General features: G+C 45.0%; 20 protein-coding genes. 1 reads left to right on the forward strand and 19 read right to left on the reverse strand.

Going from position 1 to position 21,547, the window contains the following annotated elements:
• Positions 1 to 107 precede the first annotated feature (107 nt).
• The 17 genes from BLR32_RS33165 to bglX all read right to left on the reverse strand — a co-directional run bounded on the left by BLR32_RS33165 (position 108) and on the right by bglX (position 18,728).
• Positions 108 to 1,196: a TlpA disulfide reductase family protein gene (locus BLR32_RS33165; RefSeq protein WP_089838916.1), complete on the reverse strand. Its 1,089-nt coding sequence runs from the start codon at positions 1,194 to 1,196 to the stop codon at positions 108 to 110.
• Between the two features lie 24 nt (positions 1,197 to 1,220).
• Positions 1,221 to 1,829 (reverse strand): bifunctional phosphoribosyl-AMP cyclohydrolase/phosphoribosyl-ATP diphosphatase HisIE, encoded by a 609-nt coding sequence (gene hisIE / locus BLR32_RS33170; RefSeq protein WP_089838918.1) that lies wholly within the window; start codon positions 1,827 to 1,829, stop codon positions 1,221 to 1,223.
• A 58-nt stretch (positions 1,830 to 1,887) separates the two neighbouring features.
• Positions 1,888 to 2,643: an imidazole glycerol phosphate synthase subunit HisF gene (gene hisF / locus BLR32_RS33175; protein WP_089838920.1), complete on the reverse strand. Its 756-nt coding sequence runs from the start codon at positions 2,641 to 2,643 to the stop codon at positions 1,888 to 1,890.
• A gap of 29 nt (positions 2,644 to 2,672) precedes the next feature.
• Positions 2,673 to 3,833, reverse strand: coding sequence for a 1-(5-phosphoribosyl)-5-[(5-phosphoribosylamino)methylideneamino]imidazole-4-carboxamide isomerase (gene hisA, locus BLR32_RS33180; RefSeq protein ID WP_089838922.1), 1,161 nt, complete (start codon positions 3,831 to 3,833; stop codon positions 2,673 to 2,675).
• 6 nt (positions 3,834 to 3,839) lie between these two features.
• Positions 3,840 to 4,433: an imidazole glycerol phosphate synthase subunit HisH gene (hisH, locus tag BLR32_RS33185; protein ID WP_089838925.1), complete on the reverse strand. Its 594-nt coding sequence runs from the start codon at positions 4,431 to 4,433 to the stop codon at positions 3,840 to 3,842.
• A 13-nt stretch (positions 4,434 to 4,446) separates the two neighbouring features.
• Positions 4,447 to 5,217 (reverse strand): tryptophan synthase subunit alpha, encoded by a 771-nt coding sequence (trpA, locus tag BLR32_RS33190; RefSeq protein ID WP_089838927.1) that lies wholly within the window; start codon positions 5,215 to 5,217, stop codon positions 4,447 to 4,449.
• Positions 5,218 to 5,226: 9 nt separating this feature from the next.
• On the reverse strand, positions 5,227 to 6,453 hold the full coding sequence (gene trpB / locus BLR32_RS33195; RefSeq protein WP_089838929.1) for a tryptophan synthase subunit beta: 1,227 nt from the start codon (positions 6,451 to 6,453) through the stop codon (positions 5,227 to 5,229).
• 7 nt (positions 6,454 to 6,460) lie between these two features.
• The gene (locus BLR32_RS33200) at positions 6,461 to 7,096 is read right to left on the reverse strand and encodes a phosphoribosylanthranilate isomerase (protein ID WP_089838931.1); all 636 of its coding nucleotides are present in this window, start codon (positions 7,094 to 7,096) and stop codon (positions 6,461 to 6,463) included.
• Positions 7,093 to 7,893, reverse strand: coding sequence for an indole-3-glycerol phosphate synthase TrpC (gene trpC / locus BLR32_RS33205; protein ID WP_089838933.1), 801 nt, complete (start codon positions 7,891 to 7,893; stop codon positions 7,093 to 7,095). The genes BLR32_RS33200 and trpC overlap by 4 nt, the downstream gene beginning before the upstream one ends.
• Positions 7,890 to 8,885 (reverse strand): anthranilate phosphoribosyltransferase, encoded by a 996-nt coding sequence (trpD, locus tag BLR32_RS33210; RefSeq protein WP_089838935.1) that lies wholly within the window; start codon positions 8,883 to 8,885, stop codon positions 7,890 to 7,892. Before trpD ends, trpC begins: the two co-directional genes overlap by 4 nt.
• A 10-nt stretch (positions 8,886 to 8,895) precedes the next feature.
• A complete protein-coding gene (locus BLR32_RS33215; protein WP_089838937.1) occupies positions 8,896 to 9,465 on the reverse strand; it encodes an anthranilate synthase component II in 570 nt (189 codons plus the stop codon).
• 1 nt (position 9,466) lies between these two features.
• On the reverse strand, positions 9,467 to 10,876 hold the full coding sequence (locus BLR32_RS33220; protein WP_089838939.1) for an anthranilate synthase component I family protein: 1,410 nt from the start codon (positions 10,874 to 10,876) through the stop codon (positions 9,467 to 9,469).
• A gap of 835 nt (positions 10,877 to 11,711) precedes the next feature.
• Positions 11,712 to 12,848, reverse strand: a complete 1,137-nt coding sequence (gene hisB / locus BLR32_RS33230; protein WP_089838943.1) for a bifunctional histidinol-phosphatase/imidazoleglycerol-phosphate dehydratase HisB — start codon at positions 12,846 to 12,848, stop codon at positions 11,712 to 11,714.
• 50 nt (positions 12,849 to 12,898) lie between these two features.
• Positions 12,899 to 13,948 carry a histidinol-phosphate transaminase gene (gene hisC / locus BLR32_RS33235; protein ID WP_089838945.1) on the reverse strand — a complete coding sequence of 350 codons (1,050 nt, stop codon included), beginning with the start codon at positions 13,946 to 13,948 and terminating at the stop codon, positions 12,899 to 12,901.
• 12 nt (positions 13,949 to 13,960) lie between these two features.
• Entirely contained in the window at positions 13,961 to 15,250 is a 1,290-nt protein-coding gene (hisD, locus tag BLR32_RS33240; RefSeq protein ID WP_089838946.1) for a histidinol dehydrogenase, read from the reverse strand.
• 144 nt (positions 15,251 to 15,394) lie between these two features.
• Positions 15,395 to 16,249 (reverse strand): ATP phosphoribosyltransferase, encoded by an 855-nt coding sequence (gene hisG / locus BLR32_RS33245; protein WP_089838948.1) that lies wholly within the window; start codon positions 16,247 to 16,249, stop codon positions 15,395 to 15,397.
• A gap of 226 nt (positions 16,250 to 16,475) precedes the next feature.
• Entirely contained in the window at positions 16,476 to 18,728 is a 2,253-nt protein-coding gene (bglX, locus tag BLR32_RS33250) for a beta-glucosidase BglX (RefSeq protein ID WP_089838951.1), read from the reverse strand.
• Positions 18,729 to 19,061: 333 nt separating this feature from the next.
• Here bglX and BLR32_RS33255 point away from each other — a divergent pair, with 333 nt between their 5' ends.
• Positions 19,062 to 20,003 (forward strand): beta family protein, encoded by a 942-nt coding sequence (locus BLR32_RS33255; protein WP_089838953.1) that lies wholly within the window; start codon positions 19,062 to 19,064, stop codon positions 20,001 to 20,003.
• Here the strand turns inward: BLR32_RS33255 and BLR32_RS33260 are convergent.
• Together BLR32_RS33260 and BLR32_RS34295 are read right to left on the reverse strand one after the other, a co-directional pair.
• The gene (locus tag BLR32_RS33260) at positions 19,981 to 20,565 is read right to left on the reverse strand and encodes a sce7726 family protein (RefSeq protein WP_089838956.1); all 585 of its coding nucleotides are present in this window, start codon (positions 20,563 to 20,565) and stop codon (positions 19,981 to 19,983) included. The two genes, BLR32_RS33255 and BLR32_RS33260, sit on opposite strands and share 23 nt — an antisense overlap.
• Before the next feature lie 525 nt (positions 20,566 to 21,090).
• Positions 21,091 to 21,297 carry a Panacea domain-containing protein gene (locus tag BLR32_RS34295; protein ID WP_218124294.1) on the reverse strand — a complete coding sequence of 69 codons (207 nt, stop codon included), beginning with the start codon at positions 21,295 to 21,297 and terminating at the stop codon, positions 21,091 to 21,093.
• Positions 21,298 to 21,547 lie beyond the last annotated feature (250 nt).

Here is a 21,547-nt window from a genome sequence, read left to right on the forward strand (position 1 = left end):
ACGAAATTCACATATCCCGGCAGGAAAATCAACCTGTTTGTGATAAACGGCGAAGGAAAAGAATATAAAAAAAGCGGCCTCGTGTAAGTACGAGGCCGGTAAGTTCATTATTTTAATATTTGTTCCAGTTTGGCTTCCAATGCCCTGCCACGCAGGTTACGGGCAATGATATTCCCATTAGGGTCTATCAGGAAGTTGGCCGGAATGGCATTTACACCATATAATTGCGCGACTTCATTACCCCATCCCTTCAGATCAGATACCTGCGTCCATTGCAGATTATCTTTCTTTACAGCCCCGATCCAGCGATCTTTATCCTGATCCAGGGATACACCCAGGATAGTGAAATTCTTGTCTTTAAAGCGCTCAAAAGCCTTTACAACGTTCGGATTTTCTGCCCGGCAGGGACCACACCAGCTGGCCCAGAAATCAACCAGTACATATTTGCCGCGGAAAGAAGATAACTTCACCGGTTTACCATTGATATCATCCTGGGTAAAATCACTGGCTACTCCCCCACCTTCAGTCTCTCCCTTCACGCTACGCAGGTATTTGGTGGCCGCCAATCCATATTTCGTTTCTTTCAGCGACTGCCCCAGTGAATTGAAGATGCTCTCAAATTCATCTGGCTCCAGACGGTTACGTAACTCATTGACTAATATCCACAAACTGGCCAGTTGCTTTGGATGGCCTTTTATAAAGTCCCTTCCTGCATTCACCACATCCTGGTTGAAGAGAGATGCCTTGGCGCGGAAAGCATTCTTCGCCGCCTCATCATCTCCGGCAATTTTTGATGCCTCTACATTCAGGACCTGTGCACGTTCTATCAGGGCCAGAAACGTCTTCTGATACGCCTGCATCGCTTTGTTCTCTTCATTTCCCTTCACAGCTGTAGCCACAGGAAAAGTCTGCGCATTCAGGGCATAATGTACTGGTTCCTTGCCTGTTACAAACAGCAAAGGATTCTGTACACCCTCCAGCACGACCGCATATATAGACAGACTTTTTGCTTCAGGTACTTTAAACGAGAACTTATCTCCCTTCAGGGATACTGAATCCTTCGGATTATTATCTTCATCTGAATACAGATAGACTTTTTTGCCGTCTGCTCCGGTCAATGTACCGGAGACCTCCTGTTGGGCAAAGGCTGCACACGAGAAAAGCACCGCGAGGGTGCCTGTAACAAATTGTTTCATTCCCACTAATATAAAAAATAACTGCTATTTATCGTGCCTTTTCTTCAGAACGGACAATACGTCGGACAACCGGTATCCTTTCGCACTGAGCAGCACGAGATAATGGAAAAGCAGGTCCGCTGATTCGTTCAGGAACAGCTCCTCATTATCGTCTTTAGCTTCTATAACGACTTCCACCGCCTCTTCCCCTACTTTCTGGGCAATTTTGTTAATTCCTTTTGAAAATAGCTTAGAAGTATAAGAATTCTCTGAAGGATTGTTTTTCCTGTCAGTAATGATGCTCTCCAGTTTTGACAGGAAGTCATTGCTGACATTTTCTTCCTCCCAGCAGGTGTCTGCCCCGGTATGACATACCACGCCGGTAGGGATGGCCTTGATCAATAAAGTATCGCTATCACAATCCACCCTGATTTCCTGGAGCGTCAGGAAATTACCGCTTTCCTCACCTTTGGTCCACAAGCGCTGCCTGGAACGGCTGAAAAAAGTCACTTTACCTTCCTGCAAGGTCTTGTCCAGTGCGTCCTGGTTCATATACCCCAGCATCAGCACTTTCAGGGTTGCTGAATCCTGTACAATGGCAGGCACCAGACCATCCGCACATTTGTCAAAATTTATCTGTTTGTTATTATACATGCAGTAGTCACATTTTAAAGTAAGATATACCGTCCAGCTGGCAAAATTAGTAGTTTTCTCAGAACCTGATATTTAAGCCTCTCTGGTACAGGTATGTTTTTAATGCCGGGATCTCAATTTCCTTATAGTGGAAAATGCTGGCGGCCAGTGCAGCATCTGCCTGGGCGGTTTCAAACACATCCATAAAATGATCCATCGTACCTGCTCCTCCAGAGGCGATCACGGGTACATTCAGGTTCTGGGACAATTTCCCGGTGATGTCCAGTGCAAATCCCTGTTTCGTGCCGTCATTGTTCATAGAGGTCAGCAGGATCTCTCCGGCGCCACGGCCTACAGCTTCCTTTGCCCAGTCATATGCCTTCACCTCCGTTTTCACCCGGCCACCATTCAGGTATACATACCAGTCGCCATCTTCAAAGCGCGTATCAATAGCCAGTACCACACATTGACTGCCAAACTCACGGGCCAGTTCATCTACCAGCTCCGGACGTTTAAAGGCGGAAGTATTAACGGATATTTTGTCTGCACCTGATTGCAATAATACATTCACATCTTCTACGGAAGAAATGCCACCGCCCACAGTGAACGGGATATTCACATGTTTCGCAATGCGCGTTACCAGTTCAGACAAAGTCTTCCTGCGCTCATTGGTGGCGGTAATATCCAGGAACACCAGTTCATCCGCTCCCTGCGCTGCATATAAAGCGCCCAGTTCAATAGGATCGCCGGCATCGCGTATATTTTCAAAGTTCACACCCTTTACTGTGCGGCCATCTTTGATATCGAGACAGGGAATGATACGTTTCGTTAACATGATAAAAAAATTTGGAATTAAGATTGGGATCAGGGATTCAATTTCAGGAATTCACTCAGTTCCTGCATGCTGATCCTTTCCTCATAAATTGCTTTTCCTACAATCACACCACTACAACCTGCTTCTGCCAGCGCATGTACATCTGCCATTGTGCTCACGCCACCACTGGCCACAAAATCGATCTGCGAAAAGCGTCGCAGGATCTTTTCATACAAAGCAATGGAAGGGCCCTGTAAAAGTCCATCCTTCGCAATGTCTGTACAGAAAATATGTTTCACGCCCTGTTTCACATTCTCTTCGAGGAAATCAAACACAGACAGTTCTGTTGTTTCCAGCCATCCGCCCACAGCGATCTTTTCTTCTTTTACATCTGCTCCCAGGAAGATCTTTTCTGCACCATACTTCTTCACCCAAGCAGCAAACAATGCAGGATCTTTCACCGCTATACTGCCAATCGTTGCCAGTGCAGCCCCGTTTTCATATACAATGCGCAGATCATCTTCTGTTTTAATACCTCCACCGAAATCTATTACAAGGTTCGTTTTACCAGCGATAGCTTCCAGTACTTTCCAGTTCACTACAGCGCCTTTTTTAGCGCCATCCAGGTCTACCAGGTGTAAACGGCGTACGCCAATACTTTCAAAAGCCTTGGCTACTTCCAGCGGATGCTCATTGTATACTTTCTTCTGCCCGTAATCACCCTGCGTGAGACGCACACATTTACCATCTATAATGTCGATCGCAGGAATAATGGTAAACCCACTTCCTGTTGCCTTATCAAGTTGCAATTTCATCTTGCAGAAAACAATATTATCTTTTGTGAAATGATCTCCCCAGAACTCATAACCGCGCTTCGTATAAAATCCCTCAGCAGTATTACGGGCATTGCACCATAAAGTGGGAATATGTTCTTTCCTGCAGAAGTCTTCAACATGCTGCATCAGCAAACTACCATATCCTTTGCCCTGGCAGTCGGGATGGACAGCCAGTTTGCGGAACTGTGCCAGATCCTTCTGCACGAACAATGATACGATCCCTCTTAACCTTGTATCCTCAAACAGGCCAAAGTGTAAACCGTCTTCATCATGATCTACACGCATTGCCTCTAATGTGGCGTCCGGGTATAACACATCCCTGCGAAGCTGTAATGTATCTTCCGGATTGATCCTTCTTATCTGTACTGGCTGCATAGTATTTTATAACTTCAGGAAATTCTCCAGGATCTTCTGCCCTTCCCCGGCTGACTTTTCCGGGTGGAACTGCACTGCATAGAAATTATCTTTCTGTAATGCAGCACTGTAGTTAATGACATAGTTGGTGGTAGCCACTGTATATGGGCTCAAAGCCGCATAATAACTGTGTACAAAGTACATGTAGGAGTTTTCCGGTACATGCTCGAACATAGTACAATACAATCCTGTTATGTTGTTCCAGCCTATCTGCGGTATTTTCAACAGGTTGTCTACCGGCGACTGAAAACGTTTTACTTCCACATCAAAAATACCAAGGCAATTGGTATCATTCTCTTCAGAGTGCTTACACATCAGCTGCATACCAAGGCAAATACCCAGCACTGGTTGTTTTAAACCTGTGATCAGCTGATCCAGTTTTCTCTCCTGCAGATAACGCATGGCAGAACTGGCTTCTCCCACACCGGGAAAGATCACTTTATCTGCCGCTTTAATCTCTTCCGGATTGTCTGTAACTACACCTTCCACACCCAGTCTGTCCAGTGCAAACAGCACAGAACGGATGTTACCGGCATTATATTTTATGATAACCGTCTTCATATACTATTCTTGTCTATTTTACGCCAGCAATAAACTGCTGTATTGCTGAATCCAGGTTAGTTGCCTGCTCGAGGGCGCGGATAAAGGCTGTGCCAATCACGCCTCCATTGCTGTGAGCGGTAGCCGCATCAAAGGTAGCTTTATCTTTAATACCAAACCCGATCAACACAGGATTCTTCAGCTTCAGGGATTCCAGTCTTTCGAAATAAGCCTGCTGATGTCCCATATTTTTATCCGTACCTGTTGTAGAAGAAGAAGACACCGCATATATAAATCCTTTGCTCACACTATCTATTTTGCGAATGCGTTCCTCACTGGTTTCAGGTGTCACAAGAAACACCAGGTGCAGGCCATACTTTTCGAAAACAGGCTTGTATTCTGATTCATATTCATCCATTGGCAGGTCGGGCAGGATCGCTCCATCCACCCCTACTTCTGCGCATTTTTTACAGAAGTTCTCAATACCATACAGCAACACCGGATTCAGATATCCCATCAGCAGCACCGGCACATGTATCTCCTGCCGGAGATTTTTCAGCTGTTCAAACAGTACTTTTAAACTCATGCCATTACTGATAGCACGGGTACTGCTATCCTGGATCACAGGACCATCTGCCAGCGGATCTGAGAAAGGCATACCGAGTTCAATAATATCCACACCGTTTTGCTGTAATGCTTTCATGACAGGCAGTGTATCATTCAGCTCAGGAAATCCTGCAGTGCAATAAATATTCAGCACACCCTTTCTTTTGCCGGCAAATAATTGATCTATACGATTGCTCATAAAATATGTTTATACGTTACCGCCAGTATTACCAGGCAAATTACGAATGTAAGTTTCCATGTCTTTATCACCACGTCCGCTCAAACATACTACTACAACATCATCTGGTTTGAGCGCTATCTGCCCCAGTTTCGCCAGTGCGTGAGACGATTCCAGTGCCGGGATAATACCTTCCAGGCGGGTCAGTTCATATGCTGCCTGCAGCGCTTCATCATCTGTCGCATTCAGGAATGTAGCACGGCCTGTTTCATAAAGATGCGCATGCAATGGACCGATACCAGGATAATCCAGTCCTGCGGAGATAGAATATGGTTCAGTGATCTGTCCATCTTCTGTCTGCATCAGCAGGGTTTTACTGGCATGGATAATACCCAGCTTACCCAGTTGCGTAGTTGCTGCGGAATGTCCGGAATGTACACCCTTACCACCTGCTTCTACCGCTACCAGTTTAACATCCGGTTCATCCAGGAAATGATAGTATGCGCCAGCTGCATTACTTCCCCCACCGATACAAGCCACTACGTAATCAGGATTCGCCTTTCCCGTCTTTTCCAGCAACTGCTTTTTAATCTCCTCACTGATCACAGACTGGAAGCGGGTCACCATATCCGGATAAGGATGCGGTCCTGCTGCTGTACCAAGGATATAATGTGTATTCACCGGGTTATTGATCCAGTCGCGGATAGCCTCGTTACAGGCATCCTTCAGGGTCTGACTACCGCTGGTAGCTGGTACCACAGTAGCGCCCAGCATTTTCATACGCGCCACATTCGGCGCCTGACGCTTGATATCAATGCTACCCATATATACCACACACTCCAGCCCCATCAACGCACACACCGTAGCAGTAGCTACACCATGCTGGCCCGCGCCGGTTTCAGCGATGATACGCGTCTTGCCCAGGCGTTTTGCCAGCAGGATCTGCCCAATGGTGTTGTTTACCTTATGAGCGCCTGTATGGTTCAGATCTTCACGTTTGAGGTAGATCTTAGCGTTATATTTTTCAGACAAACGTTTTGCAAAGTATAAGGGAGAAGGACGGCCTACGTAGTCACGCAGCAGCTGATCAAATTCTTCCTGGAATCCCGGATCACGCAGTATTGCCAGGTAATTGCGCTGCAGTTCCTCTACATTCGGATATAACATCTCGGGAATGTAAGCGCCGCCAAATCTGCCGTAAAAGCCTTTTTCATCTACATGATACTTAGAGCCGAACGTGTTTTCCGCGATCTTCATGCTATGATTATTTTAAATAAGTTGAATGAATCTGATCTGTAAATAACCTCACCTTTTCCATGTCTTTTACACCCGGTTGTATCTCAAACCTGCTGTTTACATCTACTGCAAATAAAGCCGGCATCTGCAGTTGCAGCAACTCGGGTGTTTCTTCCAACCCTATGCCTCCGCTCAGATAGAAAGGATGTGTGTAAGGATAAGTTTTCAGCAGTTCCCAGTTAAAACGTTTACCAGTGCCACCATATGCCTTACCTGCTTCGGTATCAAACAGGAAATAATCTGTCACTTTCAGATAACCTGACAACAATGCTGACCAGTCTACATCATCTCCTACGCGAAAGGCTTTTATCACCGGTACACGCTCCCGTATAGCCGCACAGTACTCCGGTGTTTCATCACCGTGTAACTGCACCATATCCAGACCATAATCAGTAATGACGCGTTGTACCTGTTGCAGTGGTGCATTTACAAACACACCTACTTTTTTGATGCCTTCCATTTCGCGGACTGTACGGGCATCTATTTTCTGTCCCGCAAAGCGCGGCGACTTTTCATAGAATATAAAGCCGGCATAGTTAACCTGGTAATTCACCAGTTGTTGCAGGTCTTCTCTCCGTGTAATACCGCAGACCTTTATTTTCATTGTGCTGATTTATTAGCCAGTTCCGTTACAAAGTGCTCAAATGCCCTTGGCGGATTTTCCTGTTTCATAAAATGCTCCCCTATCAGGAATCCCTGGAAGCCTGCCTGTTTCAGCGTTACAATAGCATCTGTATTGCTGATACCACTTTCAGCTACTTTGCATTTGCTGGCAGGGATCTGCGGCGCGAGTTCACAGGAGCGGTTGAAATCAACTTTAAACGTAGTAAGGTCACGGTTGTTGACACCCACCAGTTGTATGTGATCAGTCACCTTATCCAGCTGATCGCCGCTATGCACTTCCAGTAATACTTCGAGTCCCAGGTTATTGGCAAAAGCTGCCAGTTGCGCTACTTCCTGCTTTGACAAACATTCTGCTATCAGCAGGATTACGTCTGCACCGATCGCCTTTGCTTCCAGGATCTGGTATTCATCGATAATAAAATCCTTCCGGAGGATAGGGATATTATTCAGCGCCCTTGCCTGCTGCAGATCATCCGAAGAACCACCGAAGTACTTCTCATCTGTCAGTACTGACAAGCCGGATGCACCGTAACGGGTATAAGCAGTGGTTACATCCTGCACAGTTACATTACCGTTGATAACGCCCTTTGAAGGAGAACGTCTTTTGAACTCAGCAATGATCCCTGTCTTCCCCGGATCCCGGAGGAACTGGGCCAGTGACAGTGGTGTACGTTTGAACCAGGATACCTGTTCCAGTTCTTCCACGCTCCGTTGTTGTTTACGGGCGGCCACTTCTGTATGCTTGTGGGCTACTATTTCTGTCAGGATATTTTTCATGATTGCAAGCTTATCAACTTCTTAAACGCATTATGCGCTGCGCCTGATTCCAGCGACTCTACAGCTGCCAGGAAACAGTCATTATAATTATCAAATTTCTTCATGCAATACAGCCCCATGGCAGCGTTAGCCAGTACCACCGAGTTTTGCGCCCAGGTACCTTCACCTTTCAATATCTTCATAAAGATCTTCGCTGCCGCTTCTACCGTGCTACCACCGTAAATATCTTCCGGATATACTTTACGTTTACCCAGCTGTTCCGGCGTCCAGTCTTTCTCTCCCTCATTGGTGATGACACGGGTATCAGCAGTCAGGGAGATTTCGTCATATCCGTCCAGACTATAAACGATCGCATATTGCTTGTCAGTCTGCTGGAACAGATAATTATATACTCTCGCCAGCTCCAGGCTGTACACCCCTATCAGCTGATGCTGTGCGAAGGCCGGATTCACCAGCGGTCCCAGCATGTTGAAGAACGTACGGATTCCCAGCTGACGGCGTACACCGGCTACATGCTTCAAAGCGGGATGGAACAGTGGCGCATGCAGGAAACAGACACCTGCCTCTTCCAGCTCTTCCCTCAGCTTTGCATCATCATTCTTGAATTTGTATCCGGCAGATTCCATCAGGTTAGAAGCTCCGCTGATGGAAGATACGCCATAGTTGCCATGTTTGGCTACTTTTCCACCTGCGCCCGCTACTATGAAACAGGATAAGGTAGACACATTAAAAGTATTCTTACCATCTCCACCGGTACCTACGATGTCCAGCACTTCATATCCATTCAGATTAACCGGTACACAAAGTTCCAGCAACGCATCCCGGAAACCCAGCAGTTCATCAACCGTAATGCTGCGCATCAGGAAAACGGTCATAAAGGCGGCCAGTTCGCTTTCATTGTACATGCCTTTTGAAATACTGATGAGTATCTCTTTGGCCGCATCCCGGCTAAATGTTTTATGTTCAAAAAGGTAATTGAGTATCTTTTTCATTGCTTGGAATTTAAGCGTTCAACCAGTTACGAAGGATCTGTTCTCCCTGTGGCGTCAATACACTTTCAGGATGGAACTGCACGCCACTTACATCATACTTGTTATGCTGCAGCGCCATGATATAATTGTTATCATCCCTGGCGGTTATTGTCAGGTCAGGAGATAAAGTGGCTTCATCTACCACCCACGAGTGATAACGACCTACTTCCAGCTGATCAGGCAAACCATTGAACAGTCTTCCATTCCTGGAGGTGATGTTCACATTCGTTGCTACCCCATGATATACATCTTTCAGGTTGATCAGTTTCGCACCAAAAGCCTCTCCGATAGCCTGTTGGCCAAGACACACGCCGAAGATGGATTTGCTCGCTGCATATTCCTTAATCAGTGGCAGCAGTAATCCTGCTTCTTCAGGAATACCTGGTCCGGGCGACAGGATGATCTTGTCATACTGCTTTACTTGCTCTAATGGTATTTCATCATTGCGCACCACCGTCACTTTACCATTGATGATCTTCTCCACCAGGTGCACCAGGTTATAGGTAAATGAATCGTAATTATCGAACACCAGAATATTCATGTCAGATATTTTGAGCCATTATAATGGCCTGTTTTAATGCATTCAGTTTATTATTCACTTCTTCCAGTTCGGACGATGCGACAGATTTCGCTACTATACCGGCTCCTGCCTGGTAGTACAATGTGTTGGCTTTACTCAATACAGAACGAATCATGATCGCATGGTTGAAATCACCGTTGAATCCTACTGATCCGATACAGCCACCGTAGAAACCACGTGCTGTCGGTTCATTTTCATCAATGATCTCCATCGCCCTGTATTTCGGCGCGCCAGACAATGTACCTGCCGGGAAAGTAGCAGCCAGCAAAGAGAAGGGATTCAGCCCTGACTGTATCTTACCTGTCACTTCACTCACCAGGTGAATGACATGTGAGTAGTACTGTATCTTCCTATATGATTCCACTTCCACATCTGTTGCCAGTCTGCTGAGGTCATTCCTGGCGAGGTCTACCAGCATTACATGTTCTGCATTTTCCTTCGGATCTTCCAGTAGTCGTGCAGCCAGTTGTCTATCCTGTTCATCATCGCCGGTACGTTTGAAGGTACCTGCAATAGGATGGATCGTTGCTTTATTATCTTTAATGATCAGCTGTGCCTCTGGTGAGGAGCCCATTAATTTATAATCGCCGTAATCGAAGAAGAAGAGATAAGGGGAAGGGTTAATAGAGCGGAGCGCGCGGTACACATTGAATTCGTCACCTTTGAACTTTTGCTGGAAGGCTCTGGAGAGTACTACCTGGAAAACGTCTCCGCGGAAGCAGTGTTGTTTACCTTTTTCGACGATCTCCATATATTGTTCATTCGTCAGGTTGCTCTTTTCGTCTCCATCTGCTTTGAAACCGTATGTCGGTACATCTTTTTGCCTTATCAAAGATTCAATGAGATCAAATTCGCTGTCAAGGCCTTCCACCACATTTTCACAGAGATAAAGCTCATCTTTAAAGTGATTGATGGCGATGATGTATTGATAAAAGCGGTATCGCATCAATGGGATGGTGTTACCGTTCTGTTTATCCTTATTAAATTCTATTGTTTCGAAGAACTGTACTGAATCAAATGTGCTGTATCCGAATAAGCTGTGCACCACAGGCAGTACCGGCTTATCGGCGAAGGTGAAGTTACCGAGGAACTTCTGGAGCTCAGTCAGCACGCTTTGTTTGTTCTTCAGTTGTTTCCTTTCCGGCGGGAGATTAGGATACTTAAATTCAAAATCCGTGGTGCTGGTTACTTCTATTCCAGCTATTGGCTGGATGCAGATGAAGGAGAAACTGTTTTCACTGGCGCGATAGTCTGTACTTTCCAGCAGTACGGTACCAGGAAACTTGTCGCGGAGCCGCAAATAGATACCAACAGGCGTGAATACGTCTGCCAGCATTTTCTTTGATTTTGATTTTACTTGAATACTACCCATTGGTTTGTGATTGAGTTAGGGTGACTATCTAAAACGAAGAAGGCCCGCTGTGTAACAGCGAGCCTTCCAATTATATTTCATTACGAAACATGGCACTGTAACACCGTATCAGGATCTGATATTGTGCCACCACCAATGCTTGTTTGTAATAACTGTTATCATGTTTTAATTTCTTGCGGAACAAATATCCGGTGTTTTTTGAAAACATGCAAGTTTTTTTTGAAATTCTTTGTGAAGTGATGACCTTCAGGCTTTTTGCTGTGAATTCTGTCAATATTTGCTCCTCTTCCATCTCTCTTAAAGGATGACGGCACATTCTCGGTAGCAGATACCCCGTGTCGGGGTCCCGCAGTCTCCACTGAACCCCGTCTGCGTCAAGGTCTGCCTGTAACAGTCAGGGGCAATATGCAGCGTTGCCTCAATAAATCAGGAGTGCCGTATTCAAAAGTTCTATTAATGTAATAATGATATAATGATACAATGTAGTAGCGATAATAACGGTACTCATCAAATAAATAGGCACTCATCAATAATAATGACAAAACTCCTGCTGCGTTGAACGTCCACCCATCTATTGGAGCAGCTAAGTAGCAGACGGTTAAAGATGGGCCAGCGGGCCTTCGGCTCTTTGGGCATACGATTGATAATGCCCAATAGAATTCCAAAGCCCATACGCTTGACAATCCCTACCAGCGATCTAATGCCCAGAGAGGCGCCGACCGCAGGCCCATACTTTAACCGCACGCTACTTGCGGTAAACAGAACCAAAATATATGTTCACCCAACTATTCATAAGAACAGCAGCATCCAGTAAACATTCAAACAGCCAAATAAATCACAGCACACCTTTAGTACTCGGCAACTGCATATTCGCAGGATCCCTCCGCACCGCCATTTTTATCGCCTTGGCAAACGTCTTAAATATCGCCTCAATCTTATGATGCTCATTCTCCCCCTCAGCCTTAATATTCAAATTACACTTCGCCGCATCCGAAAACGACTTAAAGAAATGAAAGAACATCTCCGTCGGCATCTCCCCTATCTTCTCACGATTAAACTTCGCATCCCACACAATCCAGTTACGACCACCAAAATCAATCGCCGCCTGCGCCAGACAATCATCCATCGGCAGACAGAAACCATATCGCTCGATACCTCTCTTGTCAGCCAGGCCCTTCGCCATCGCCTCCCCCAAAGCTATACCAACATCCTCTATAGTATGATGCTCATCAATATGCAGATCACCTTTGGCTTTAATAGTCAGATCAATACTACCATGACGCGCAATCTGATCCAGCATATGATCAAAAAATCCTAAACCAGTGCTGATATCCGCTTTGCCGGTACCATCAAGGTTCAAAGAAATGAAGATATCTGTCTCTTTAGTAGTACGTGTATGAGACACAGTGCGCAAACCTAATTTCAGGAACTCATAGATCTTCTGCCAGTCAGTAGACTCAAGCACGATCGTTTCTTTTAATGCCTGCGCATTAGCATTCACCTCTGCACTACCTAAGCCGGTACCTTCATTCATCCAGATCGCTTTAGCACCAAGATTCTTCGCCAGCTGCACGTCAGTGATACGGTCACCGATCACGAATGAATTCGCAAGGTCGTAGTCAGCGGAGAAATATTGCGTCAGCATACCTGTACCAGGTTTGCGCGTAGGTGCATTCTCATGCGGGAAGGTACGGTCAACATGCACGGCATCGAATTTCACACCTTCATTTTCAAACGCCCGCAGGATAAAGTTCTGCGCCGGCCAGAAATCTGCTTCAGGGAAGCTGGCAGTACCCAGGCCATCCTGGTTGGTCACCATTACCAGCTCATAGTCCAGTTCCGCAGCAATGCGGGAAAGGTAGGCAAACACCTTCGGATAAAATTCTACCTTTTCAAGGCTGTCGATCTGGTAGGTAGGTGGTACTTCTTTGATCATGGTACCATCCCTGTCTATGAAGAGCACTCTTTTCATTGTAGCTGTGTGTTGTTATGTTGTAAACAGTGATGAACTGTTTGTTGATATTATACAGTAACCTGCGCGATTGTTTCGATCAATGTGTTATTCTCTTCCGGCGTGCCTACGGTAATACGTAAGCAACCATTACATAATTCTACTTTGGAACGATCACGCACAATGATGCCTCTTTCCACCAGGTAGTTGTAAATGCCTTTTGCATCCACTGTTTTAGCCAGCAGGAAGTTCGCATCACTTGGATACACTTCCAGTACCTGTGGCAGATTGATCAGGGAAGCAGCCAGCTTATCTCTTTCCACAACGGTATCCTTAATCCATTCATTCACCTGGATGATATTATCCAGCGCTTCCAGTACCAGGTCCTGCGCCGCCTGATTGATGTTGTAAGGAGGCTTTACTTTATTCAGCACGTTGATAATCTCTTCTCCGGCGAAAGCCATTCCCACACGCAATGCTGCCAGTCCCCATGCTTTGGAGAGAGTCTGCATGACAACGAGGTTAGGATATTCTGTCAGTTCGGGAATGAATGTTTTCTGACGGGCGAAGTTGATGTATGCTTCATCGATCACAACGATCCCGTCAAAATTATTCAGGATCATTTCTATGTCGGAACGGTTGATGGAATTGCCGGTGGGATTGTTGGGAGAGCAGATGAAGATCAGTTTTGTACGCTCATCCACTGCTTCCTGTAAGGCAGCCATATCAATCTGGTAGTCTGGTGTCAGCGACACTTTACGTACAATCACATCATTGATGTTGGCGCTTACTTCATACATACCGTAGGTAGGCGGGAATAATACGACGTTGTCAACACCCGGGCGACAAAAAGAGCGGTACAAAACATCTATCACTTCATCACTACCATTGCCGAGGAAGATATTCTGTGGCGGTACGCCTTTGATATCTGCCAGTTTATATTTCACTTTCCACTGCATAGGATCAGGGTAGCGGTTATAAGCCACTGGCAACGGAGAACCAAAACTGTTCTCATTGGCATCCAGGAAAATGGAAGCATCTCCTTTGAACTCGTCTCTGGCGGTGGAGTAAGGCACCAGGCGTTTTATATTATCGCGTAGTAAGCTATTAAGATCGAACATTGATAAAAGATTTTATAGTTGAGTCTTTTGTTTCAGGCGGACAGTCACTGCATTCTTATGCGCGTCCAGACCTTCTGCAGCAGCCATTGTTTCGATAGTAGCACCGATATTTTGCAGACCTTCCTGTGTAAGGCGCTGGAAGGTGATCTTCTTTACAAAGCTATCGAGTGACACCCCACTGTATGCAGTGGCATAACCATTTGTTGGCAAGGTGTGATTGGTACCCGAGGCGTAGTCGCCCGCACTTTCCGGAGAATAGTTCCCGAGGAATACAGAACCTGCGTTCACCACCGCATCAGCGATAGAGATATCATCTTTGCAGGCTACGATCAGGTGTTCCGGTGCATATGTATTCAACAGGTCCATCGCTTCAGGTGTATCCTTCACAAGAATGATACGGCTGTTCTCCAACGCAAGTGCAGCAATATCTTTACGTGGCAATTGTGCCAGCTGATCAGCTACTTCCTGTTGTACTGCCTTGATGATCTCCGGCGCTGTCGTTACCAATAGTACCTGGCTATCCGGACCATGTTCGGCCTGTGAAAGAAGGTCTGCCGCTACGAAGGCAGGCACACAGGTTTCATCTGCCAGTACAGCTACTTCGGATGGACCAGCAGGCATGTCGATTGCTACACCGCTTTTATTGACGAGTTGTTTTGCACAGGTTACATACTGGTTACCCGGACCAAAGATCTTATGCACACGTGGTACGCTTTCGGTACCATAGGCCATAGCACCGATTGCTTGTACACCACCTATTTTGAAAACACGCTCTACACCTACTTCCTGTGCAGCAAATAATACAGCAGGATGTACTGCACCCGCCGCATTGGATGGCGTACAAAGGATGATCTCCTTACAACCTGCGATCATTGCCGGTATGCCCAGCATGAGAATAGTGGAGAATAGCGGGGCGGAACCTCCTGGAATGTACAGGCCTACTTTTTCAATAGCCACTGGCTTACGCCAGCATTGTACTCCCGGCATGGTTTCTATGATCCTGCTTTGTTCCTGCTGGGCTTTGTGAAAGACTTCTATATTATGTTTTGCCTGTAGGATCGCCTTTTTCAGATCTGCATCCAGTATATTGGTGGCATGTGCAAATTCTGCAGGAGTTACCTCCAGTGCATCTAACTGTACTTTATCAAACTGCCGCGCATATCTGCGCACAGCTGCATCTCCCTCCTGTTTTACAGCGGCGAGGATATTGCCTACGCTGGTTTCCAGCGCTGTCGTATCTAAAACCGGGCGTTGGAGTAATGCCGGCCATTGTGCACGTTCTGGATATTCGAATACAAGCATGGTTATAATCAATTACGGTTGAACTATTACGAATGACGAATGATCTTTGACGAATGCAATGATCCCCGGTTATGATCATCTTTTCAATTGGTACTACCAGAATACTTCGTGTACCAGCTACCTTCAGGCTTTCAATGCCCACGATTATATGATCATCTTTTCAATTGGCACTACCAGTATACCCTGTGCGCCGGCTGCTTTCAGGCTTTCAATAATATCCCAGAAAGCATTTTCATTCAGCACGGAATGTACAGAGCTCCAGCCCTCTTCTGCCAGTGGCAGTACTGTAGGGCTTTTCATACCCGGCAGGAGAGCGATGATCTCCTTCAGTTTATCATTCGGTGCGTTCAACAGCACATATTTATTATTCTTTGCCTTCTTTACTGCCTGGATGCGGAACAACAGTTTCTGCAACAGTGCTTCCTGCTCTGGCGTCAGGTTGCTGTTGCTAATCAGTGCCGCTTCAGATTTCAGGATCACTTCCACTTCCTTCAGACCGTTCATGAACAGTGTTGAACCACTGCTTACCAGGTCGCAGATAGCGTCTGCCAGCCCGATACCAGGAGCGATCTCCACAGAACCACTGATCTCATGGATTTCAGCAGTAATGTTGTGTTCATTCAGGAAGTTCTGCAATATCACCGGGTAGCTGGTGGCGATACGCAGTTTGTCCATATCCTTCACACTGTTATATTCAACGGATTTAGGCACTGCCAGTGAGAGGCGGCACTTACCAAATCCCAGTTTCTCCGCCACCTTCACAGGACGGTTCTTTTCCAGGATCACATTTTCACCTACTATACCGATATCTGCCACGCCGTCTTCCACGTATTGCGGGATATCGTCATCACGCAGGAAGAAGACTTCCAGCGGGAAGTTGCTGGCTTCCGTTTTCAGCTTGTTAACACCGTTGTTGATGTCGATACCACATTCTTTCAACAGTTTGATTGAGTCGTCGTGTAAGCGACCGGATTTCTGAATGGCAATTCTCAGTTTCATGTTTTTTAACAATGTTCGGTGAAAACAAAAAGGGGCTTACCGTTTGGTAAGCCCCTGATGATGTTTTAATATCTTATTATGTAATACATAAAATCATCCCAGCCTACCTGCGTGGTAAGAAATGATGGTGATGATGTGTATGTACGTTAATGCTCATAATTTGAAATAACGATGCGAAGGTAATAACAATTTTGAATAATCAAACTAATTTTTGCCTTATCCGCCATTATTTTAATGTGAACCCTGCCGACTGCGTATCCCTGCTATTAGTACCCACAAATACGGTAAAATCGCCTGGTTCCGCCTTCCAGCGCATGTCTTTATCGTAGAACTTCAGGTCTTCCACAGAAATATCAAAGGTCACTGTCTTAGTCTCTCCCTTAGCCAGGGCGATCTTTTTATACGCTTTCAACTCCTTTACAGGACGGGTCACTGATCCTACCAGGTCCCTGATATAGAGCTGTACCACTTCTTCCCCGTCATAGTTACCGCTGTTAGTCACCGGAATGCTCACCTGCAGCTTGTCTGCCGCCGTTATCTGCTGTTTGCTCAGTTTTAATTCGCCATAGGTAAACTTTGTATAGCTCAATCCATAACCGAAGGGATATAGCGGCTCATTGTCTGTATCCAGGTACTTGGTGGAGTATTTATTATCAGGGTTCAGCGGACGGCCGGTGTTCTTATGATTGTAATAGATCGGTATCTGGCCTACATTCCGGGGGAAACTCATTGTCAGCTTACCTGCGGGGTTATAGTCGCCAAACAGTACGGCGCTAATGGCGTTACCTGCCCTCGTACCCAGGAACCAGGTTTCCAGAATGGCCGGGATATGTGCGTCTTCCCATTCCAGTGTCATCGGACGGCCGTTCATCAGCACCAGCACTACGGGTTTACCGGTGGCATATACAGCCTTCAGCAACTGTTGCTGGTTCTCCGGAATGCTGATATTGGATCTGCTGGCTGCCTCTCCCGTCATTCCCTGCGACTCTCCAAGGGCCATCACAACAATGTCGGACTGTTTGGCCAGCGCCACAGCTTCAGCCAGCATTTGCTGGCTATTGGCGGTATCGGCCGCCTCCAGTCTATATTTCTGGGTAGCTCTTTTCAATAAAGTGGTATCCGCAGTATAGTAGGCTCCCGGCACATAAGTTACATTGGCTGAACGCTGTTTCAACGCTTCCAGTAAGGTCACCGCCTTGCTATAGTCCCCCGCAGCCGACCAGTTACCGATCATATCCCGCTGGCTATTGGCCAGTGGACCGATCAATGCGATCTTCGCATCCTTTTTCAGGGGCAGCAACTGGTTTTCATTCTTCAATAATACAATAGAACGTTCCGCTATTTTCTGGGCAGCGGCCAGGTTCTCTGCAGACATGATCTCCTTTGCCCTGGTGGTATCGCAGTACTTAAATGGGTCCTGGAACAGGCCCAGGTCATATTTTGCCGCCAGGATGCGGTATACTGCACTGTCAATTTCTTTCTGGGTCACTTTTCCATCTTTCAGCAGCTTTTTTAGCTGACCAGCGAAAATACCTCCCTGCATATCCATATCCACACCGGCATTCAGCGCAGCTGCACCAGCCTCATATTCGTCCTTTACATTGCCATGGGAGATCATTTCATTGATGGCGGTATAGTCTGTTACCACGAAGCCTTTAAATCCCCAGTCCTTCCGCAGCAGATCCGTCAGCAGCCATTTATTAGCAGTGGCAGGTGTACCGTCTATTTCGTTAAAGGAGGTCATAACAGTAGCTACACCTGCATCAATAGCAGCCTTATAAGGCGGCAGATAAAACTGGTACATCTGCCGGCGACTCATGTCAACAGTATTATAGTCACGGCCGGCTTCAATAGCGCCATATAAAGCAAAGTGTTTCACACAGGCCAGAACAGTATTGTTGGCAGACAGGTCAGATCCCTGGTAGCCTTTTACCTTGGCCTTTGCCACCTGGGTGCCATACCAGGTATCCTCTCCCACACCTTCTGCTACACGGCCCCAGCGGGGATCGCGGGCAATGTCTACCATTGGGGAATAGGTCCAGTGCAGCCCGTCGGCACTCGCTTCCTGAGCAGCGATCCTGGCACTTTGTTCCAGCAGGGCCATATCCCAGGTACAGGCTTCTCCCAACGGAATTGGGAAAATCGTCTTATGTCCGTGAATGACGTCATACCCAAATAACAGCGGTATTTTCAGCCTGGTCTTCATGGCCATCTCCTGCAGCTGGCGGGTATACTGGGCCGTATATGCGTTGAAGATCGAGCCGCATAAGCCGGCTTCAATGTCCTTTTTATATCCCGGTTTCATAAAGGGCCCTGTTACGTCCATATCACTTGTGAGCAGATTCAGCTGCCCTATCTTCTCTTCCAGGGTCATGCGTTTGATCAGATTGCTGACGAAGGTTTGCTTCGTATTTTGTGCCTTCACGCTGAGGGCAGCCAGCAGCAAAGATGCTACCAGCAAGCGCTTCGGGTTCTTCATAACTGTGTTTTTAAGGTTTACAAGAGGGGACTAAGGTAGGGAAAGTTTACTTTTTTAATTCATAAAAGCGAAAGAGTACTTTTTCATAAATGAAACGTCTTTTGAATAGCAAAGTCGACTATACCATAAAAGATAACCATTGACAATACAATTAATAATAAAAATTTAATTATCAAATCATTATGATGAAATCTTGTTAACTACTTAAAATACCATAGAGTCATTATTGCCATATTTTTTAACATTAATTCTAATTAATTATGTCCAAGAAGTATTTTCCAATCTTAAAAGCAAAAGCAGGAGAACTTAAAGCCATTGAGACACTTAAATCAGATGAAAAAAAATTCTCTATCACCTGTAATTGAATTATTACCTGACAGTTATGATTCCGTATTGACCCGGCTAACTGCCAGCTGGACTTTCTGCAACAATCAGATTCTGATTGATCCTTCATTAGTCTTAGAGACAGATTCTGATGCAACAGAATTAGAAGAACTTTATGCTAAGCTTCGAGAGCAGGATATAAATGTAGTCCCTGTATTAAGATTGGATAGTAGTGAAGATTATATTTTACTAGTTAAAGATTATCTTGGCGAGTATCAAAGTTTATTCTGCATCCGGGTTACCAACGAATTTGCAAAGCCAAGAACTTTCAATGCATTAATAGCATCCATGATGGAAGATCTTGAGGCACCATATGATAGATGTATCATATTATTTGATTTAGCGCATTCAAATGACGACAACTATCAACATTTATCGAATTCCGCCATCGCTAATATCAAAGCCTTAAAGTCAGTTGAAAGGTTTTATCAGATTGTTGTAGCTTCAGGTTCTTTTCCAAAAGATTTAAGCCGGATTCCAGCAAGGAGTGAAACCAAATTAGATCGCATTGAGGCAATCATATGGAATCAAATCAAAAAGGAAATCGATCACCCGGTCACTTACGGAGATTATGGGATTAAGCATCCAATTTATGATCCCACAGTTATGCAATTTCAATCAACAGCAAGTATTAAATATACCACTGAAGATACCTACTATATTTTTAGGGGAATATTACCAAGTGATCATCGCGATGGAAACGGACAATACATTTTACACTGTAAAAGCCTTATAACGAAGCCAGAATACGATTCACCTACATTCTCCTGGGCAGATAACGAGATAAACAATTACGCTCTCAAAGCAGTTACAGACAAACCTGGTAATGCAGAAACGTGGGTTAGAATTGGACACAGCAGACATATATCTAAGCTACTAACGCTTCTTTGATATTCTTCCAATTGGACCTTCTTTTAATTATATTTCTAACAAGAAATGATAATTTTTCTACTTCAATGGACTTGGCTATTAATTCACACAATAGCCAGGTCCTTGAGCTTTTTTTATGTGGTATATTTAAGTCTTTAAGTAGTGAAAGTAATTCTTCTTTCCATAAAAGTTTTGCCAAAAAGAAAGCATCCTTTTGAGAATTAAATTGAGCTTCTTTTTTTTGCTTTATTGTTATCTCTCCGCTTTCTTCTTCATCAAGTAGCATTACTCCGACCCAATCTGGTATTATTTCCGACACCTTTCCATAATGCTTTTTTTCTGTCACAATGGTTAAATAATCAAATATTTTCCTATACGCTTCTATTTGATACGGCAAACGGTTCAGTGTATCGCTGGCACCTTTAATTTCAAACCCGTGTAACTGACCATTAACTACTGCAATATCGATCCTTGCTCCAGCGCTTGTAATATCCAATTCATCTACTACCAGGGACTTTTCGTCATGGTAATATTTGAACAAATGTGTCTGTTTCAGCACTTCCCTGATTTCGTAATCTCTCATACAATAAAAGCCGTTTATTAATAAGTCGAAAGCGTATCTACAAAGTAAGTTTAATCTGTGAAATTATAAATTATCTACTCAAAAATAAAAAGAGTTCATTTGTTAAATAACAAACCTAAGTCAGGAAATTCCATTTATACCGCGCTGCCACCCTCTTTAAGAATATTATTAGGCTCTGCCAGATTTCCAACTGCACTTCAAAAAAAACAGATCACGTTGAGATAAAGATTACATTATCCTTTCCGTTTCCAACGTTCTATCTATCACTTTTATCAACTTTGGAGTGATATATTTAAATTTTTGTTTGAGTTCAACAGTAGATTGGGAATTTACCCCTTGTTGTTTAGTCTTGTTTTTCATCGTTCAGACTACTATAATATTTTCTCATGGATGCATGTGTAATTATTGCCTCAGAACGTTGATATAGAGGCGCCCCATTTCTAGCCTCTATCCAGGGTGATTCACTATGTGTAAGCTTTTCCAAATAAGCAGCGGAATGTTCTCCATAAAGGGAATAAACTTCCTTTAATATTGTTCGGTTTCCGGAGAAAATGTTACTTCTTCCCAATCTATCGCATCAATTTTAATAGAATCCCGTAAGCCATCTTTAAAGCGGCGATAAAGGCTACGAATAACCGGTCCATGCGTCCATGCTTCTATGTCCTCTTCAAAAAGAGGCGTTAAAAAAGCAACCAGATGCCATGCCTGTGCATAATAAACTAACTTCTGCAACTTTAATGGCGAAATGGTATCCCCTGCGTTAGTATTGAGTTTAGATAAAAAAAATCTGCGATTTGGTTAACAGTATAGGCCATGTGGACGAATGCTTTCTGCAAAGGTAAAACCTCCGTCCAAAAATATCAACAAATTGATTATTAAAAACTTATTTAGATCGCAGTCATAATTCATGATTCATGAATCATGAATTGTGAATTATGAATTGTGAATTCACTATGTTTGTAACATGAACCAGCATAATGGA

The sequence above is a fragment of the Chitinophaga filiformis genome, assembly GCF_900102545.1.
GTDB classification, from domain to species: Bacteria; Bacteroidota; Bacteroidia; order Chitinophagales; family Chitinophagaceae; genus Chitinophaga; species Chitinophaga filiformis.

Coding starts and splice junctions, on each gene's coding strand:
- hisA (WP_089838922.1), bottom strand. CDS start 3,833: ATGCAGCCAGTACAGATAAGAAGGATCAATCCGGAAGATACATTACAG.
- BLR32_RS33220 (WP_089838939.1), bottom strand. CDS start 10,876: ATGGGTAGTATTCAAGTAAAATCAAAATCAAAGAAAATGCTGGCAGAC.
- trpA (WP_089838927.1), bottom strand. CDS start 5,217: ATGAGCAATCGTATAGATCAATTATTTGCCGGCAAAAGAAAGGGTGTG.
- trpD (WP_089838935.1), bottom strand. CDS start 8,885: ATGAAAAAGATACTCAATTACCTTTTTGAACATAAAACATTTAGCCGG.
- hisH (WP_089838925.1), bottom strand. CDS start 4,433: ATGAAGACGGTTATCATAAAATATAATGCCGGTAACATCCGTTCTGTG.
- BLR32_RS33255 (WP_089838953.1), top strand. CDS start 19,062: ATGAAAAAAAATTCTCTATCACCTGTAATTGAATTATTACCTGACAGT.
- BLR32_RS33260 (WP_089838956.1), bottom strand. CDS start 20,565: ATGAGAGATTACGAAATCAGGGAAGTGCTGAAACAGACACATTTGTTC.
- hisB (WP_089838943.1), bottom strand. CDS start 12,848: ATGAAAAGAGTGCTCTTCATAGACAGGGATGGTACCATGATCAAAGAA.
- trpB (WP_089838929.1), bottom strand. CDS start 6,453: ATGAAGATCGCGGAAAACACGTTCGGCTCTAAGTATCATGTAGATGAA.
- bglX (WP_089838951.1), bottom strand. CDS start 18,728: ATGAAGAACCCGAAGCGCTTGCTGGTAGCATCTTTGCTGCTGGCTGCC.
- hisIE (WP_089838918.1), bottom strand. CDS start 1,829: ATGTATAATAACAAACAGATAAATTTTGACAAATGTGCGGATGGTCTG.
- hisG (WP_089838948.1), bottom strand. CDS start 16,249: ATGAAACTGAGAATTGCCATTCAGAAATCCGGTCGCTTACACGACGAC.
- trpC (WP_089838933.1), bottom strand. CDS start 7,893: ATGAAAAATATCCTGACAGAAATAGTAGCCCACAAGCATACAGAAGTG.
- BLR32_RS33215 (WP_089838937.1), bottom strand. CDS start 9,465: ATGAATATTCTGGTGTTCGATAATTACGATTCATTTACCTATAACCTG.
- hisF (WP_089838920.1), bottom strand. CDS start 2,643: ATGTTAACGAAACGTATCATTCCCTGTCTCGATATCAAAGATGGCCGC.
- hisD (WP_089838946.1), bottom strand. CDS start 15,250: ATGCTTGTATTCGAATATCCAGAACGTGCACAATGGCCGGCATTACTC.
- BLR32_RS33200 (WP_089838931.1), bottom strand. CDS start 7,096: ATGAAAATAAAGGTCTGCGGTATTACACGGAGAGAAGACCTGCAACAA.
- BLR32_RS33165 (WP_089838916.1), bottom strand. CDS start 1,196: ATGAAACAATTTGTTACAGGCACCCTCGCGGTGCTTTTCTCGTGTGCA.
- hisC (WP_089838945.1), bottom strand. CDS start 13,948: ATGTTCGATCTTAATAGCTTACTACGCGATAATATAAAACGCCTGGTG.